This is a genomic window from Nocardia sp. NPDC050630 (genome assembly GCF_044457245.1).
Taxonomy (GTDB): Bacteria; Actinomycetota; Actinomycetes; order Mycobacteriales; family Mycobacteriaceae; genus Nocardia.
The window spans coordinates 62,912-77,922 of sequence record NZ_JBITGN010000011.1 but is presented as its reverse complement, the minus strand read 5'-3'; the positions used below and the strand labels follow the sequence as shown (position 1 = coordinate 77,922).

15 protein-coding genes are annotated in these 15,011 nt (G+C 65.7%); 6 read left to right on the top strand and 9 right to left on the bottom strand.

Going from position 1 to position 15,011, the window contains the following annotated elements; genetic code table 11:
* The gene (locus ACIBG0_RS25885) at positions 1–192 is read right to left on the bottom strand and encodes a ferredoxin (protein WP_397035572.1); all 192 of its coding nucleotides are present in this window, start codon (positions 190–192) and stop codon (positions 1–3) included.
* A gap of 194 nt (positions 193–386) precedes the next feature.
* On the opposite strand from ACIBG0_RS25885, the gene ACIBG0_RS25880 reads away from it, so the two are divergent.
* From ACIBG0_RS25880 to ACIBG0_RS25860, 5 genes are all read left to right on the top strand, one after another.
* The gene (locus tag ACIBG0_RS25880; protein WP_397035571.1) at positions 387–1,253 is read left to right on the top strand and encodes an ABC transporter substrate-binding protein; all 867 of its coding nucleotides are present in this window, start codon (positions 387–389) and stop codon (positions 1,251–1,253) included.
* On the top strand, positions 1,250–1,696 hold the full coding sequence (gene paaI / locus ACIBG0_RS25875; protein ID WP_397035569.1) for a hydroxyphenylacetyl-CoA thioesterase PaaI: 447 nt from the start codon (positions 1,250–1,252) through the stop codon (positions 1,694–1,696). The genes ACIBG0_RS25880 and paaI overlap by 4 nt, the downstream gene beginning before the upstream one ends.
* A 103-nt stretch (positions 1,697–1,799) precedes the next feature.
* A complete protein-coding gene (locus tag ACIBG0_RS25870) occupies positions 1,800–3,314 on the top strand; it encodes a bifunctional 3-(3-hydroxy-phenyl)propionate/3-hydroxycinnamic acid hydroxylase (protein ID WP_397035567.1) in 1,515 nt (504 codons plus the stop codon).
* A 38-nt stretch (positions 3,315–3,352) separates the two neighbouring features.
* Positions 3,353–4,291, top strand: coding sequence for a VOC family protein (locus tag ACIBG0_RS25865; protein WP_397035565.1), 939 nt, complete (start codon positions 3,353–3,355; stop codon positions 4,289–4,291).
* A 260-nt stretch (positions 4,292–4,551) separates the two neighbouring features.
* Positions 4,552–4,698, top strand: coding sequence for a hypothetical protein (locus ACIBG0_RS25860; RefSeq protein WP_397035563.1), 147 nt, complete (start codon positions 4,552–4,554; stop codon positions 4,696–4,698).
* A 133-nt stretch (positions 4,699–4,831) separates the two neighbouring features.
* Here the strand turns inward: ACIBG0_RS25860 and ACIBG0_RS25855 are convergent, their stop codons facing one another.
* Genes ACIBG0_RS25855 through ACIBG0_RS25840 form a run of 4 tightly spaced genes read right to left on the bottom strand, consistent with a single transcriptional unit; the run spans position 4,832 to position 9,351 of the window.
* Entirely contained in the window at positions 4,832–5,803 is a 972-nt protein-coding gene (locus tag ACIBG0_RS25855) for a fumarylacetoacetate hydrolase family protein (RefSeq protein WP_397035562.1), read from the bottom strand.
* Positions 5,800–7,746 carry an acetoacetate--CoA ligase gene (locus ACIBG0_RS25850; protein WP_397035561.1) on the bottom strand — a complete coding sequence of 649 codons (1,947 nt, stop codon included), beginning with the start codon at positions 7,744–7,746 and terminating at the stop codon, positions 5,800–5,802. Before ACIBG0_RS25850 ends, ACIBG0_RS25855 begins: the two co-directional genes overlap by 4 nt.
* On the bottom strand, positions 7,743–8,318 hold the full coding sequence (locus ACIBG0_RS25845) for a cupin domain-containing protein (protein WP_397035560.1): 576 nt from the start codon (positions 8,316–8,318) through the stop codon (positions 7,743–7,745). The genes ACIBG0_RS25850 and ACIBG0_RS25845 overlap by 4 nt, the downstream gene beginning before the upstream one ends.
* A 13-nt stretch (positions 8,319–8,331) precedes the next feature.
* Complete coding sequence (locus tag ACIBG0_RS25840) at positions 8,332–9,351, bottom strand: fumarylacetoacetate hydrolase family protein (protein ID WP_397035558.1); 1,020 nt, start codon at positions 9,349–9,351, stop codon at positions 8,332–8,334.
* A 103-nt stretch (positions 9,352–9,454) separates the two neighbouring features.
* Here ACIBG0_RS25840 and ACIBG0_RS25835 point away from each other — a divergent pair, with 103 nt between their 5' ends.
* On the top strand, positions 9,455–10,051 hold the full coding sequence (locus tag ACIBG0_RS25835; RefSeq protein ID WP_397035556.1) for a TetR/AcrR family transcriptional regulator: 597 nt from the start codon (positions 9,455–9,457) through the stop codon (positions 10,049–10,051).
* 33 nt (positions 10,052–10,084) lie between these two features.
* Here the strand turns inward: ACIBG0_RS25835 and fahA are convergent, their stop codons facing one another.
* The 4 genes from fahA to ACIBG0_RS25815 form a co-directional block, all read right to left on the bottom strand.
* Positions 10,085–11,290, bottom strand: coding sequence for a fumarylacetoacetase (gene fahA, locus ACIBG0_RS25830; RefSeq protein WP_397035555.1), 1,206 nt, complete (start codon positions 11,288–11,290; stop codon positions 10,085–10,087).
* Positions 11,287–12,120 (bottom strand): hypothetical protein, encoded by an 834-nt coding sequence (locus tag ACIBG0_RS25825; RefSeq protein WP_397035553.1) that lies wholly within the window; start codon positions 12,118–12,120, stop codon positions 11,287–11,289. Before ACIBG0_RS25825 ends, fahA begins: the two co-directional genes overlap by 4 nt.
* Complete coding sequence (locus ACIBG0_RS25820) at positions 12,117–13,310, bottom strand: homogentisate 1,2-dioxygenase (protein WP_397035551.1); 1,194 nt, start codon at positions 13,308–13,310, stop codon at positions 12,117–12,119. The genes ACIBG0_RS25825 and ACIBG0_RS25820 overlap by 4 nt, the downstream gene beginning before the upstream one ends.
* A gap of 84 nt (positions 13,311–13,394) precedes the next feature.
* Entirely contained in the window at positions 13,395–15,008 is a 1,614-nt protein-coding gene (locus ACIBG0_RS25815; RefSeq protein WP_397035550.1) for an FAD-dependent monooxygenase, read from the bottom strand.
* Between the last annotated feature and the right edge of the window lie 3 nt (positions 15,009–15,011).

The following is a 15,011-nucleotide window of genomic DNA, read 5'->3' as shown; positions in this document are numbered from 1 at the left end:
CTACGACTCGAGGTGCAGGGCGGCAACCGGGCAAAGCCTGGCCGCGGACTCGGCTTTGCGTGCGAGCGCCGGCGGTACGACCGCCTGGGTGACGATCACGACCGCGTCATCGTCGAGGTCGAACATCTCGGGTGCCGCCTCGACGCAAAGTCCGTGGCCTTCGCAGCGAGTGAGATCAGCGCTGATCTTCATGTTCTTCTCCTGATCATCGTGCATGGACTAGAAACAGAAACGATCCGTTTCGTTGCATACGGTACAAAGACCCGATAGACCAGGAGGCATAATGAGCGAATTTCCAGGGCCATCTCGCCACCCACTCGCGGCCGTATGTGTCCTATACGTACCGTTTCATAAGTGTGATCCGGTGGATCAGGAAAGGTAGACCCATGACTCTTCGACTACGCCAGTCGGTATTCGTCCCGCCGCCGCTGTGCATCGTGGCCAGTCAACTCGGCTTTCTCACCGAAGCCGGGGTCGAGGTCGACACCACGCTCACCCGCTCCTCGGAGCAGCAGCGCGGCCAGCTCGTCGGCGGTGACTGCGACCTGGCCGTGACCGCCATCGACAATCTGATCGTCTGGAACGCCGCCGGCGCCGGGATTCGGCTGCTCGCGCAACTCGAGCGGACCACACCCCTGCACCTGGTCGGTGGTCGGGTGTTCGGCGCGATCGAATCGCTGCGTGGGGCCGAACTGGGCGTGGACGCGGTCGACAATGGGTTCGCCGTCGTACTCCGGCACATCCTGCGATCCCACGGACTCATGCCGGGCGACTATGTTCTGACCCCGGTGGGTGGGGTTCGCGAACGCTACGACGCGCTGCTCGCCGGCGATATCGCGGCGACCCTACTGGGGCCGCCGCTGTACGAGTTCGCCCGACAGGAGGGGTTGCCGGTACTGCTGGCAGTCGGTGACGAACTGCCCGACTATCCGGGGCAGGGATTGGTGGCCGGACCAGCCGGGATGGAGTCCGCCGAAGCGATCGGCCGGTACCTGTCCTGCCTGGAGCGGGCGCGCCGATGGCTCGGGACCGCCGAGACCCCGCAAGCGATCGACGTGCTGGTCCGAGGCGGCTATACCGAGCCCGCCGCCCGGGCGAGCCTGCACGTCACCCCCGCGTCCCTCACGCCGGCCGGCGCCGGGCTGCGGCGTCTCTTCTCGATCCGCGCCGAACTGGACATGACGCCACCCGGCGCACCCGGAGATGGCGAGCTTTTCGAGCCCGCTCCCCTGGCCGCGGCGGTGCCCGCGTGAGCGCCACTGGCAACAGCATCGGCAACGGCGTCGGCCGGGTAGCAGACGTGGTGTGGGCGCTCCTGGATACCGACCAGGTGTCGCGGATGCTCGACATCAAGGTGTTGTCCGCCGATGAGGGCCGTGCGCGGGCCCGCATGCAGGTCCGGCCGGATATGGTGAACGGACACCGGATCCTGCACGGCGGCTTGGTCTTCACTCTCGCGGACACAGTATTCGCCTGTGCCGCAAACAGTTTCGGTCCCGCCGCGGTCACCGCGGCCGCCGACGTCCAGTTCCTGCGCCCGGCATATCTCGGTGACGTCCTGATCGCCGAGGCGGCCATCCGCTCCCGCTCGGGCCGGACCATCATTTGCGACGTGACCATCCGGCGCGGCGACGAAGTGGTCGCCGAGTTCCGGGCGCGCGGGAGTCTGCTCGGTGAGCGAAGCTCGGCCCAATAGTCGCGACCTGCGTGAACTCCGATCGCAGCAAGGGATTGTGATCCGCGCCGCACCGACGTACAGTCTATTCGATACGATACGTTTAGTACACAAGGGAGTGATGGTGTCGTACGACTACGAAGTAGCTGTCATCGGTTGCGGACCGGTAGGGGCAACCGCTCTCGCCCTACTGGGACGCGCGGGAATCTCCGCGATCGGAATTGAACGCGAGGCTGCCACCTGGCCCCATGCCCGCGCCGTGCATTTCGACGGCGAAACACTCCGAACACTGCAGGCATTGGGTATCGGCGAGCGGGCGTCGGCGATCTGCGAGCCGATGACCGAATTCCGCATGGAGAACGAGGCGGGCGAGATCATCTTCGAGCTGCCCACCGGTCAATTCGGTACTCAGGCATGGCATGACGATTTGATGTTCCATCAGCCGGATATGGAGGCGCTGCTGCGCGAGGAACTCGAACGACATCCGAAGGTACGACTGTGTTCGGGGCGCACGCTCCTCGATTTCACGCAGGACTCCGACGCTGTCCGATGCCGGGTCGAGAATGCCGATGGCGCGACGGAATTCATTACCGCCCGCTGGATGATCGCGTGTGACGGCGCCAATTCGCCGGTGCGGCGACAACTCGGCGTCGAGACCGAGAAGCTCGGTTCCGACGACCCGTGGCTGGTCGTCGACGGTCTGCTGCACGGCGGCCCGGGCCTGCCCGGCACGATGGCATTCCTCGGACACCATTCCCGGCCCGGACTGTGGGTCCGCTTGCCCGGCGACCGCGTACGGATGGAATTCAAGGTCATGCCCGGCGACGACCCCGCTGAGATCGTGACCCGTTCGGCCATCGAACGCATCAGCCGGGGCGTCCTGTCGGTCACGAACTTCGAACCCGACCGGATCGCCATCTACACATTCCGGGCTCGCGTCGCGGAGCAGTGGCGCGTCGGGAACGTCTTCCTCGCCGGCGACGCCGCACACCAGGCGCCACCGCTGTGGGGCCAAGGTCTCTGCGCCGGTATGCGCGACGTCGCCAATCTGGCGTGGAAGCTGAAAGCGGTAGCCCGCGGCACCGCCGCGCCGACCCTGCTCGATACCTACCAGAGCGAACGGCTACCGCATGCCCGCTACTGGGTGGAGAAGGCAGCCACCATGGCCCATCTCGTCCAGACGACCGATCCGGCAACGGCCGCGGGTCGCGACGCGCATATCCGCAGCCACCCTCAGGACGTGTATCCACCCCTCCCGACGCTCGGACCGGGATTGCATGCGGGTCCGGACGATCCGAACGCAGGACATCTCTCGCGCCAGCCCATGCTGGCGGACGGGACTCGCCTCGACGACATCGTTGGTGCGCGCTTCCTGCTGGCGACCACTGCCGAGTTATTCGCCGGGCTCCCCGAGGACCGGCGAATCGAGGTCGAGGCCAATCCCGAGATCGTCGTTCTGACCAACCCTGAACAGGTCCGCGAGCTTCTCACCGCGGTCGACTCGCACGCCGTCGTGGTGCGGCCGGACCGGTACGTACTCGGCGCCGCCGATACCGCGACGCGGCTCGCGGAGTTGCTCACCATGATCCCCGCGCTCACCGCCGCACCGCCGACGCCCGCCGCGCCCGTAGTGGCGTAGAAGCCGGCACCGGCAAATTGAATTTCGAAGGAGGAAGAATGTCGTTCAGTCCGATCACCCATCTGCGTCACGTCGACATCGCCGTGCCCGACTACGACAAACAAGTCGAGTTCTATGCCAAGCACTGGGGTTTGGCCACCACGGGTGACGAGCGCGACGTGAGCTACTTCGCCGCGGAAGGCTCGCCGGAGCAGTACATCGTGCGGGTCCGGAAGGCTGCGGAGAAGCGGCTCGACCTGATCTCGCTCGGTGCGGCCGACCGCGCGGCCGTCGATGGACTCGCCGCCCGTCTCGGCAGCGAGGGCGTGCAGCTGATCAATGAGCCGGATATCCTCCAAACCCCCGGCGGCGGTTATGGTTTCCGATTCTTCGACCTCGAGGGCCGCACCATCGAGGTGTCGTCGGATGTGGAGACCCGCAAGCACCGCAAGATCGAGGAGAAGGAAGACATCCCGGTGCGCCTGTCGCACGTGGTCTTCAATTCGCCCGAGCCGGAGAAGATGACGGCGTGGTACGAGCAGCATCTGAACTTCCGGCTGTCCGACACGAATACCCATCCCCGGATGGGCGGGCTGTTCTGGTTCTTGCGCTGCAGCGACCAGCACCACAGCATCGCGATCTCCCGCGGCCCGCATACCGCGCTGAACCATGTCTCGTTCGAACTGCGCGGACTGGACGAATACCTCTATGGCAGCGGGCGTCTCATGCGCGCCGGAGTCCCCAAGATCTGGGGCCCCGGCCGGCATCGCGCCGGTGACAACACCTTCACGTACTTCCACGACCCCAACGGCAACACCATGGAGTACACCACCGAGCTCGCGACCATCGACGAGGACACCTGGCACCCCAGCATCTACGACGTGTCCGATCCGGCGACTTCCGATGTGTGGGGAATCGCGGAGACCGCGGACGAGTGGATCAGCAAGCAGATGTTCAACGACCCCGACAAGGGCCAGTTCGTCGCACCGCCCATGTGAGATATCGGGCTCGGTCAGCGGGCGGGCGGCAGCGAATTTCCAGCTGCCCCCGCCCTTTTCGGGTCCCGGGGCGTGACGACCGGCTTCATGATCACCTCGAGCAGCCGAAGGTTTCGGAAACGGATCGAACGGGGATTGGATGCGCAGGCCGTCCATCATCGCGAGCACCAGGGTAGCCTTCTCGTCCGCCGATAGGTACCGCTGTCCATCGACGGGGGGAGCGCACTGCTGCTGAAGCGCGTGCGGATGCGCTCGCGCCGATGAAGAACTCGGCGCGGGATGTGTGGGGTCTGTGGGCGCCCGGTATTCCCGACGACATCGCCCGCGTCGTCCTCTGCCGCGCCTCGGATCTGTCGGCCTTCATGACGGGCAGCACGCTGCTTGCCGACGGCGGCAGCACCGCCTGACCAAACCTTCTTCGGTTGCGGCATTGGAAGATTCGGTGCCGCCGGGTGCCGAGCACTGGATGTCCCGGCGGCACCGACCGAGGGCCCGACCGCGGTGGTACTGCGGTCGGGCCCTCGGTGCGCTCGCCCTCGATCAGCCCTGGGTGGAGGCCGATCGGCAGACGGTGCGCTGCTTTCCGAGGCCGGTGATCTCGGCCTCCATCACGTCCCCCGCGCGCAGGAACCGCCCATGGTGTGAGCCGTTGCCCGCGGGCGAACCGGTGATGACCATGTCGCCCGGCTCGAGCGTGGTGTAGCGGGAGATATAGGAGATCAGCTGCGCGGGGCCGAACAGCATGTCGCTGGTCGATCCCTTCTGCATCAGGTCGCCGTTGAGGTGCAGGGTGATCTCCAGATCGAGCGGGTCCGACACGAATTTCGCCGGGGTGAGATACGGCCCGGTCGGATAGAAGGTGGGCGCGTTCTTCGCCCGCATCCAATCGGTGCCCATCATCGGAATATCGCTGCGCGGCACCAGACTCCGCGTGGTCAGGTCGTTGCAGATGGTGTATGCGGCGACCGAGTCGATGGCCTCGGCCACGCCGACATCGCGAGTCCGGCGTCCGATGATCACACCGAGTTCCAGTTCCCAGTCGTGGTTTTCGCCCACGGACGGCAGGATCACGTCGTCATAGGCACCGCTGATGGCTGTCGGCACGCCGACCCAGACATAGGGGTCGCCATGGGCGGCCCGCTCGTCGGTCTCCCGGGCGGCCTGCTCACGCAGTTCCGCTTCGGACGCGCCGGGGGTTCCGATACGGTGGGCGACCGTGATCTGGATGATGTGCTCGCGGTAGTTGGCGCCCGCCGCGAAGATCTGCCCGGGCCGCTGCACCGGCGCGAGCACGCGTAATTCCTCCACCGGACGGCCGTCGCCGGTCACCGTATTCGCCAAGTCCTGCAAGGAGCGCAGGGCAGGCTCCCAGTCGCGAAGCATCGCCGCCGTCGACGTATGTGGCAGGACCGTGCGCGTGTCGTACACGCGCCCGGCCACGACGATTCCCGGATATGGCGGCTGGTCTCCGTCTGCGAAGGTGCCGATGTGAAAGCTGACGTCGTTGCTCATACTGTCTCCAGAGTGTGTCGTCGGTGTGCGAAGTCCTCGTATTCCCGCAGCAGATCGCTGTCGTCCACCGCGCCCAGGTCCACGACATCGGTCAGGGCCGCGCCCTGGAGCATGCGCTTGACGGGGACCTCCAGCTTCTTCCCAGTCCGCGTATGCGGGATGGCGCGCACGAACACGATGTCGTCGGGTACATGCCGCGGCGACAGCAAGGTACGCAGCGCTTCCGCGATCCGAGGCCGCAGCGCATCGTGATCCACACCGTCGATCGCCGCCACGAACAACACCATGTCGTAGTCGTCGGCGCCGAGTTCGGCCCCCACGACCAGGGATTCCCGCACTTCGGAGAAATCCTCGACGACACGGTAGATCTCCGCCGATCCGATCCGGATGCCCTGGCGATTCAATGTGGAATCCGAACGCCCGTGGATCACCGAACTGCCGTCAGCGTCGAATTCGATGAAATCGCCGTGCCGCCAGATGCCGGGGAACATCTCGAAGTAGCTGGCCAGGTAGCGCCTGTTGTCCGGGTCGTTCCAGAATCGCAGCGGCATGGACGGCATCGGCTTGGTGACGACCAGTTCGCCCTGCTCCCCCGCCACCGGATTACCGTCAGCGTCCCACGCGGCGACCGCGACACCGAGTGCCGGTGCCTGTAGTCGCGGCTTGCGCACCGGCAGTTCCGGGACGCCGCCGACGAAGATGGAACAGATGTCGGTGCCACCGCTCATCGATGACAGCCACATATCGTCGAAATGCTCGTAGACCCAATCGAATCCGGCTTCCGACAGGGGTGATCCGGTCACCTGGAGCGTGCGCAACCGGCTTCGGGGCGGCTGCACGCCCGCCTTCAGGCAGGCGTGGATATAGCCAGCGCTGAGTCCCATGACGTCGACGTCGTGTTCGGCCGCGACCTGCCAGACGCGGCCCAGTTCGGGCCGGACCGGGCTACCGTCGAGCAGCACCACCGTCGCGCCGACGCCCAGGCCGGAGACCAGCATGTTCCAGACCACCCAAGCCGTGCTGGCGACGTTCATGTAGTGATCGCCCGCCCGCACATCGCTGTGGATGCGCAGCATCTTCAGATGCTCCAACAGCACACCGCCGTGGCCGTGCACGATGCCCTTGGGGATTCCCGTTGTGCCGGAAGAGAACAGCACCCACAGCGGATGCTCGAATGGCACATCGGTGCATTGAAGTTCGGTGTCTGCGTCGGTGACGGCAGCCCAGGTTCGCACCGGAACGTCGAAGGCGGGCCATTGCCCCGGACGCAGATCATCCACCCAGATCACGTGCTCGAGATCCGGCAATTCGGCTGCCACCTCGGTCATTTCGACGGTTCGCTCGTGCTCGCGTCCACCGTGCCGGTAGCCGTCCGCGGCGATGAGTACCCGCGGGCTCAGTTGAGCGAAGCGGGAGACGATCGCACTGGTGCCGAATTCCGGCGAACACACCGACCAGATGGCACCGACCGCGGCACACGCGAGCAGTGCGACCACGGCCTCGGATCGATTGGGCAGTACCGCGGCCACCCGGTCACCGGGCAGCACGCCCATCGACCGCAGCGCCGCGGCCAGGGCCGCCACCTGCCGGTGCAGCTCCGCGCGCGATACGGTATGCGACCGGTTGTCGTCGTCCACAATGATCAGCGCGGTCTTGGGGGCCTTGCGCAGCATGTGCTCGGCATAGTTGACGGTGCGGCCGGGAAACCAAGCGCCACCAATCATTTCGTCCGGAGCGACCGGACCGGTCGGTGCGCCACCCAGCCGGACATCCTCGAAGTCGGCCATGGCCAGCCAGAACCGGTCCGGATGTTCGGTCGACCAGCGCCACAGATCCAGGTACTCGGCATCCCGAAGTTCGGGGGGCAAACCCGCCCGGAAGCGAGTGACCTCCGCGGCGGCCACCCGCTCCGAGCTGGGCCGCCACACCACATCACTGGTCACGGCCGCGCCTCGTCGAACAGCGGCAGCGAACCGAGCAGGATGAACGCCATCCGGCACGGCTTATCGCTGCGGTTGGACCACGAATGGCTGGTGCCGCGCTGGACGACGACGTCGCCGGGTTTCATCAAGCATTCACCCTCGTCGGTCATCAGCCAGATCTCACCGTCGAGCACGATGCCGTAGTCGAGGGAGTCGGTGCGGTGGAACCAGAAGTGCCGGGAATCCTGCTCCGCCGCAGCACGCGCGTGCTCGCCACCGAATTCGCTGAACATCGTCTTCGCCGCGCGGTCGCTGTATGCGGCATCCGGCGGGAAGGTGGCGATCCGGAAGATGCTGCCACCCACCTTGGGGTACATGGGCACCTGTGTGTCAGCGGTGGCTGTGTCCTCGTTTCCGGCATTGGAGATATCGCCGGGCTCGGTGAGCCAGGCGACACTCGCACCGAATCCTGGAACATCCTCGGACACAAAGACATTCGGGCAGTCGCCGACGCTGACGATGATCGACCGGCCGTTCTCGTCGTGGCCCGTCACGATCCGGCGAACGGGCGCGATCACGGTGTTTTCGGTCATTGGGCGTTTCCTCTCAGACTGTGGCCGTACCGAAGGGGTACGGACGCGGCTCCGGCCACCACGGCGCGGTCGTGGGTTCGGCGCTCAGCCGGTTGCGCAACACGCCGACGCCGCTGATCTCGAGTTCGACGACATCGCCCGGCCGCAGCTTCTTGTCGATTTCGAGGCCGGAGCCGTTGGGTAGCGTGCCCGAGCCGATGAGGTCACCCGGCTGCAGGTTGTCGCCGATGGAGACATAGGCCAGCAGTTCGGCGGGGGTGTAGATCATGCCGTCGGCCTTGGTGCTGGTCCACTGCTCGCCATTGACATGGACGGAGCCGGTGATGGCGTCGAAGTCTTGGAACTCGTCCATGGTCGTGATCCACGGGCCGATACCGTAGGCGAAGTCCTTGCACTTCTGCGGGCCCATACCCATCCCCATTTCGGAGCCCTGCACATCGCGGGCGCTGAAGTCGTTGAAGATGGTGAGACCGAACAACTTGGACTGCGCCTCATCGGGCGTGAGGTTGCTGCCGTAGCCTCCGACAATCAACCCGATTTCGAGTTCGTAATCGACGAATTCGGAGTAGCCCGGGTAGGGCACCTCTTGGTCGTGCCCGTAGACCACACCGGTGGACCCCTTGAAGTAGCCGGGAGTCTTGAAAAGCTGTGGATTCGGCAGACCGCCGCCGACCTTCTCGTGGAACTGCTTCATATGCAGCGGGAAAGTCAGGCCGTCGCGGATCACCGGCGGATCGACAGCGGGCTGCCAGTCGACCTCACCGATCGGCAGCGACGCATCGTCACCTGCCTGGTCCACCGCCCATCGCGCGGCCTCGAGGAATACCGGACCTGCCGCGATCGCGGCGGCCATGCTCGACGGGAAGTACGCGGCCGCGAGCCGCTGTGCGGCCGCGTCGGACGCCGACCCGCGCTGACGGCCGATGCGGTAGGCCTGGGCTAGATCCACCACTCGATCCCGATCCGGTTCGACCGCGACGAGCCTGGTTTGGTCGCCGTCCGGCGTCGAACGGGAGATTCGGCTGAGCTTCATTGCTAACCACCCTTAATGTCATCCGAAACGTTTCGTATCGTATATGGATTATAGAACCATGCCAATACCATGCTTGACAATGGATTCGGGATAACATCCTCTTGTGGCTGTACGAAGCGAATCGAGTCGACAGGCGATCCTGGACGCAACCATGGACCTACTGGTTCGGGATCGGAGACGGGCGACCACCGTCCAGAAGCTGACCATCGAGATGATCGCCAAGCGGGCGAAGGTCAGTAAGGCGACCATCTATCGGTGGTGGCCCAACAAGGCCGCCGTGGTCATAGACGCCTTCATGGAGGGTCATTTGCCACAGGTCCGAGTTCCGGAGGATCTTCCGGTCCGCGAGGCCCTCGAAACCCATGTGAAGTCACTGGTCGCTCGGTACGCCGGACCGCAGGGGCGGCTGATCGCCCAGATCATTGCCGAAGGGCAGTACGACCCGGCGACCCTCGCCGACTTCAAGACCCGGTTCTGGAACGACCGATACGCCGCGGTGGACAAGCTGATTCGCCGAGGCGTCGACGAGGGCGTGTTCCGTTCCGACATCGAACCGGGCGATGCGGCCGAGATGATCTACGCGCCGATCTACTTCCATTTGCTCTTCGGTACCGGCCCGCTGGACGATTCGCTGGCGAAGCGGCTCGTCGACCAGGCTATCCGCGGACTCGCGGCATCAGCGGCGGATACCCCGGACTGACTCGCGGTACCCGCCGCCGCGCAGAACAATGCGTCAGCAACGCACTGCTTCCGGTGGTTGAATGCGGGCGGTGACCTCGCCGAGGCTGATCAGCGCACCGGAAGGACCGGGGGCGGATCCGCTCAGCGTCACGATATCGCCGTCCTCCAGGAACGTGCGGGTGCCGCCATCGGGCAGGTGCACCGGCTCGGTTCCGTTCCAGGTGAGTTCGATCAGCGAACCACGCTGATCCGCAGCCGGTCCGGACACCGTGCCCGAAGCGAACAGATCACCCGTACGCAGGCTCGCACCGTTGACCGTCATGTGCGCGAGCATCTGCGCCGGAGACCAATACATCTGCGCGTACGGCGGCCGCGACACGGTGTGCCCGTTCAGCGCGAATTCCAGCCGCAGATCCAGTCCCCACGGCTCCGACTCCGCCAGGTACGGCAACGGTTTCGGATCCTGCGGCGGCGTCGGTACCCGCGCGGCGGCCAGAGCTTCCAACGGAACGATCCACGGTGAGATCGAGGTGGCGAACGACTTGCCGAGGAACGGCCCGAGCGGTACGTATTCCCAGGCTTGGATATCGCGGGCCGACCAGTCGTTGACCAGGCACACGCCGAAGACATGGTCGGCGAAATCCTTGGTGGACACCGGCTTTCCCAGTTTGCTGGGTGTGCCGACCACATAGCCGACCTCGACTTCGATATCGAGGCGCGCCGACGGCCCGAATGTCGGCACCGGATCCGACGCAGCCTTGCGCTGTCCCCGAGGACGAATCACCGAAGTGCCGGAGGCGACGACCGTGCCTGCGCGGCCGTGGTAGCCGACCGGTAGATTCTTCCAATTCGGCAGCAGCGCAGCCGAATCCGGGCGAAACATGGTGCCCAGGTTGGTGGCATGGTGCTCGCTGGCATAGAAGTCGACGTAATCGGCTACCTCTATCGGTAGGTGCAGCGTGACCTGGTCCACCGGATGCAATATCTCGGCCGCGCGGGCTCGTTGCGTCGGGTCGGTGAGCAAGTCGGTGATCCGACGACGGGTCGCTGTCCAGAATTCCCGCCCACAAGCCATGAAGTCGTTCAGCGAAGCACTTTCGAACACCTGGTCGTCCAGAGCCGCCCGTAGATCGAGCACATGATCACCGATCCGGACTCCGATGCGGGTTACTCCGCCCGATGGCGAGAAGACTCCGTAGGGCAGGTTGTCGATTCCGAAGCCGGAGCCCTCGGGTACCGGCGCCCAAGTGGTGGTCATTGTGAAATCCTTTCCGGGTCGATAAGTCCTAAGGCCTGGGCCTCGGCCACCGGGATGGTCGTGCTGCACGATCCGTAGCTCGTGAGCAGGCCACGTGTGGCCGCGACGGCCGCGGCATCCAGGGTGGTGGCCGCGCGCACCAACCGCAGGGTGTCGTCGCTCAGCAGGGTGGCCTCGATCGCTTCCGCGTCCGTGCCCCCGGCGGCGGCCGCGGCCGCGAGCACCAAATTCAGAAATCCGTGGTGGGTGAATCCGGTCCGCTCATCGGTGTAGCGCACCGCGTGATGCAGACCGGCGGTGGCTTTGACGGGGACGCCCGCACCGGCAGCGGCGACCAGTGCGTCCGCCAGCGCGGGTGCCGACGGAAACAATTCCGGTCGAATGCCGCCGCAACGGAGCTTCAGGCCGACGCCGAGCCGTGCCAGTTCGGGGGTGAGGACCGCGATGTCGGAGTAGGCCGTGGGCTCGACGAAAACCGGTATACGGTCCGGCAGCTGGGCGATCACCTCCGCCACCGGTACGTTCGCCGCAGCGAGTGGGAACTCGATCAGCGCCAAGTCGAGAGCCGGGGCGGCTGCTATGTCCGAAAGCGCGGTCGCCAGTCCGGACAGGCCTTTGTCCGCGATTAGGCCGACGCGAATGCGGTCGCCGATTTCGAGTTGGGCGCGCAGTTCGCCGATACGGCTCGCCGGGCACAGGAATCGGTGCGTCAGAACCGGACTGGCCGCGAGGCTGTCGGCCCGGTGCCGCGCGACAGCGTCGGGCATGCTCAATGCGGTCGGCGGGAACAGTCCGGCATCGTCGACCAGACCGTCCAGTAGTCCGGTCATGAGTTCGCCCGCGACCAGCTGCCGACGTAGACGCCGTCATCGCAGGCCATTGCGCCCTCGCCGAGCTGCAGCGGCCGGAAGGTGTCGACCATGACGGCGAGCTCGTCGAAGAATTCTTTACCCAGGCTGCGCTCGACCGCACCTGGCTGTGGGCCGTGCGCGTGCCCGCCCGGGTGCAGCGATACTGATCCCTGCCCGATTCCGGTGCCCTTGCGCGCCTCGTAGTCGCCGCCGCAATAGAACATCACTTCGTCGGAGTCGACATTCGAGTGGTAGTACGGCACCGGCACCGATAGCGGGTGGTAGTCCACCTTGCGCGGAACGAAGTTGCAGATGACGAATTTGTTCCCCTCGAACACCTGATGCACCGGCGGCGGCTGGTGCACCCGGCCGGTGATCGGCTCGAAGTCGGAGATATTGAAGGTATACGGGTAGAGGCAGCCGTCCCAGCCGACAACGTCGAACGGGTGGTGCGGAACGAGATAGCGCGTGCCGGCGATCCCGTTGGGTCCCCGGTGTTTGACGAGGACTTCGACGTCGGTCTTCTCCGACAACAGCGGCTCGGCGGGGCCGTGCAGATCGCGTTCACAGTACGGAGCGTGTTCGAGCAGCTGGCCGAAGCGCGACAGGTAGCGCTTGGGCGGCGCGATATGACTGTTCGCCTCGATCACGTAGGCGCGCAATGGTTTTCCTGATACCGGCAGCCATCGGTGTGTGGTCGCCCTGGGCAGGACGACATAGTCGCCCTCCCGCACCGGCAGCGCTCCGAACACCGTCTCCACGAGGCCCGCGCCCGACTCGACATACACACACTCGTCGCCGATGGCGTTGCGGTACAACGGTGATTCCGCACCGGCGACGACATAGGAGATGCGGACGTCGTCGTTGCCGAGCACCAGTCGACGACCCGTCACCACGTCGATCGCCTTCCACTCATCACCCGCATACAGCGCGGGCAACAGTAAATGCCGCGGGATGAGCGGATGGTTGGGACTCAGCGAAAGGTCTCCGGGCTCCCATGTCGCCGCTTCTCGGATCGCCGAGGGGATATGCCGGTGATACAGCAGCGAAGAGTCACTGGAGAATCCCTCCTCCCCTATCAACTCCTCGTAGTACAGCGCACCGCCGCCGGTGCGGAACTGGGTATGTCGTTTGGGTGGGATCTGTCCCACCCGGCGGTAGTAGGCCATGTCGAAAACTCCTCGATTTATAGTCAAATCATTGACCATTTAGGCGGTCGGCAACGCTGAAACGAGCACTCGAGCACCGCGCCGTCAGGCCACCACGGCGACCTCGGCCGGCGCACCGCCGGCCCGCCGGATCGCACCGGTCAGTTCTTCGACACTCGGTTCGACCAGTGCCGCGGCAATGTAGGCGTCGGGTCGCACCAGCCAGACTTCACCGGGTTCGGATCGCAATGCGGCAGTAAGTGTCCCTTCGCGGTCGATCGCCGCGATCTCCAGCACCCGGATCGGCGCTGACGTGGCGGTGGTCGCGCACCGCGCCAGGGTCTGCACATCCACACCCGGTCCGGCCAGCAGCAGCAATCCGTCGCGAGCGAACTCCCGTAGCCGTCCGTGCCCGCCATCGGGCAGGGTGACCGGCGCGTCGGGCGCGATGATGCCCGGGGCAGTGGGCGCAACGGTGCCACGGGGCGGCCGACCATGGAAGGGACGGCCGGGATCCGGGGTGGTCAGCGGCGAATCGACATACCAGAACGGCTCGGACAGCCGACCAGAGTCGACCGCCGCACTGGTAGCGGGATCCACCGCCGCGCGTTCGAGGGTGTCGCGGCGCACCCGGCGCTGCTGGTCATCGCGCGGCACCAGGAAGTTCATGGTGTCGGTGGTGACCTCGATATTCTCCAGAGCGGCCGCGTGTCTCTCGACGTGGTAGCTCTCCAGCAGTTCCGCCGATGCCCAGCCGTTGAGCACGAAAGCCAGCTTCCACGCGGCGTTCTCGGCGTCCGCGACGCCGGAGTTCAAGCCACGCGCGCCGAATGGCGACACCAGGTGGGCGCAGTCGCCGGCCAGCAGTACCCGGCCCACGCGCATGCGGTCGACGACGCGAGAGTGGAAGCGGTACACCGAGTTCCATACGATCTCGTAGTCCGTGTCGCCGATGATCCGGCGAATCCGCGCGTCCAGCGCGCCGCTGGCTCGCTCCGCGTCGAGGTCGTAGTCGCCGGGCACCTGCCAGTCGATGCGGAACGTCGAGTCCGGGCAGGGATGAATGAGCACTTGCCGGCCGGGATTCCACTCCGGGTCGAAGTAGAAGCGGCGTTCGGTGGCCCAGTCCGGCAGATCGGCCCGGATATCGCAGATCAGGAACCGATCATCGAAGGATTCACCGGCGAAGTCGATGCCGAGCTCACCGCGCAGGTCATCGCTGCGCGGGCCGCCGCACGCGACGGCGTACGCAGCAGTGACGGCCGCCTCCCCCGCTGGAGTGACGCAGCGCAGGCGGACACCGGTGTCGTCCTGCGCGACTCCGGTGACGGTATGGCCCCAGCGCACGTCGATCAGTTCGGACGCCGCGATGGCTTCGTCGAGGATCTGCTCGGTGCGGGTCTGCGAAATATTGACGAACGCCGGGAACGCCGACTTGCCGTAATCCGGCAGGTCGTAGGAGAACAGTTCGCGATCACGGTAGAAGGTGCGGGCCGTGGTCCAGGTAACGCCCTCCTGCGCGATGCGGCGTCCAGCGCCGACGGATTCCCATACATCGAGCACGTCACGCTGCTGACAGATGGCCTTCGAGCCGATCTCGTCGCGCTGTGGCCGGGCATCCAGCACGATCACGGGGATACCCCAGCGGGCCAGCAGCAGCGCGGTCGTCTGACCGACCGGCCCATTGCCGATGACGGCGACCGTCTTATCGGTTGTCATGTC

Excerpts from the sequence above, each read along its gene's own strand:
- ACIBG0_RS25885 (WP_397035572.1), bottom strand. The coding sequence starts at position 192 with ATGAAGATCAGCGCTGATCTCACTCGCTGCGAAGGCCACGGACTTTGC.
- ACIBG0_RS25880 (WP_397035571.1), top strand. The coding sequence starts at position 387 with ATGACTCTTCGACTACGCCAGTCGGTATTCGTCCCGCCGCCGCTGTGC.
- ACIBG0_RS25865 (WP_397035565.1), top strand. The coding sequence starts at position 3,353 with ATGTCGTTCAGTCCGATCACCCATCTGCGTCACGTCGACATCGCCGTG.
- ACIBG0_RS25860 (WP_397035563.1), top strand. The coding sequence starts at position 4,552 with ATGAAGAACTCGGCGCGGGATGTGTGGGGTCTGTGGGCGCCCGGTATT.
- ACIBG0_RS25855 (WP_397035562.1), bottom strand. The coding sequence starts at position 5,803 with ATGAGCAACGACGTCAGCTTTCACATCGGCACCTTCGCAGACGGAGAC.
- ACIBG0_RS25845 (WP_397035560.1), bottom strand. The coding sequence starts at position 8,318 with ATGACCGAAAACACCGTGATCGCGCCCGTTCGCCGGATCGTGACGGGC.
- ACIBG0_RS25840 (WP_397035558.1), bottom strand. The coding sequence starts at position 9,351 with ATGAAGCTCAGCCGAATCTCCCGTTCGACGCCGGACGGCGACCAAACC.
- fahA (WP_397035555.1), bottom strand. The coding sequence starts at position 11,290 with ATGACCACCACTTGGGCGCCGGTACCCGAGGGCTCCGGCTTCGGAATC.
- ACIBG0_RS25825 (WP_397035553.1), bottom strand. The coding sequence starts at position 12,120 with ATGACCGGACTACTGGACGGTCTGGTCGACGATGCCGGACTGTTCCCG.
- ACIBG0_RS25820 (WP_397035551.1), bottom strand. The coding sequence starts at position 13,310 with ATGGCCTACTACCGCCGGGTGGGACAGATCCCACCCAAACGACATACC.
- ACIBG0_RS25815 (WP_397035550.1), bottom strand. The coding sequence starts at position 15,008 with ATGACAACCGATAAGACGGTCGCCGTCATCGGCAATGGGCCGGTCGGT.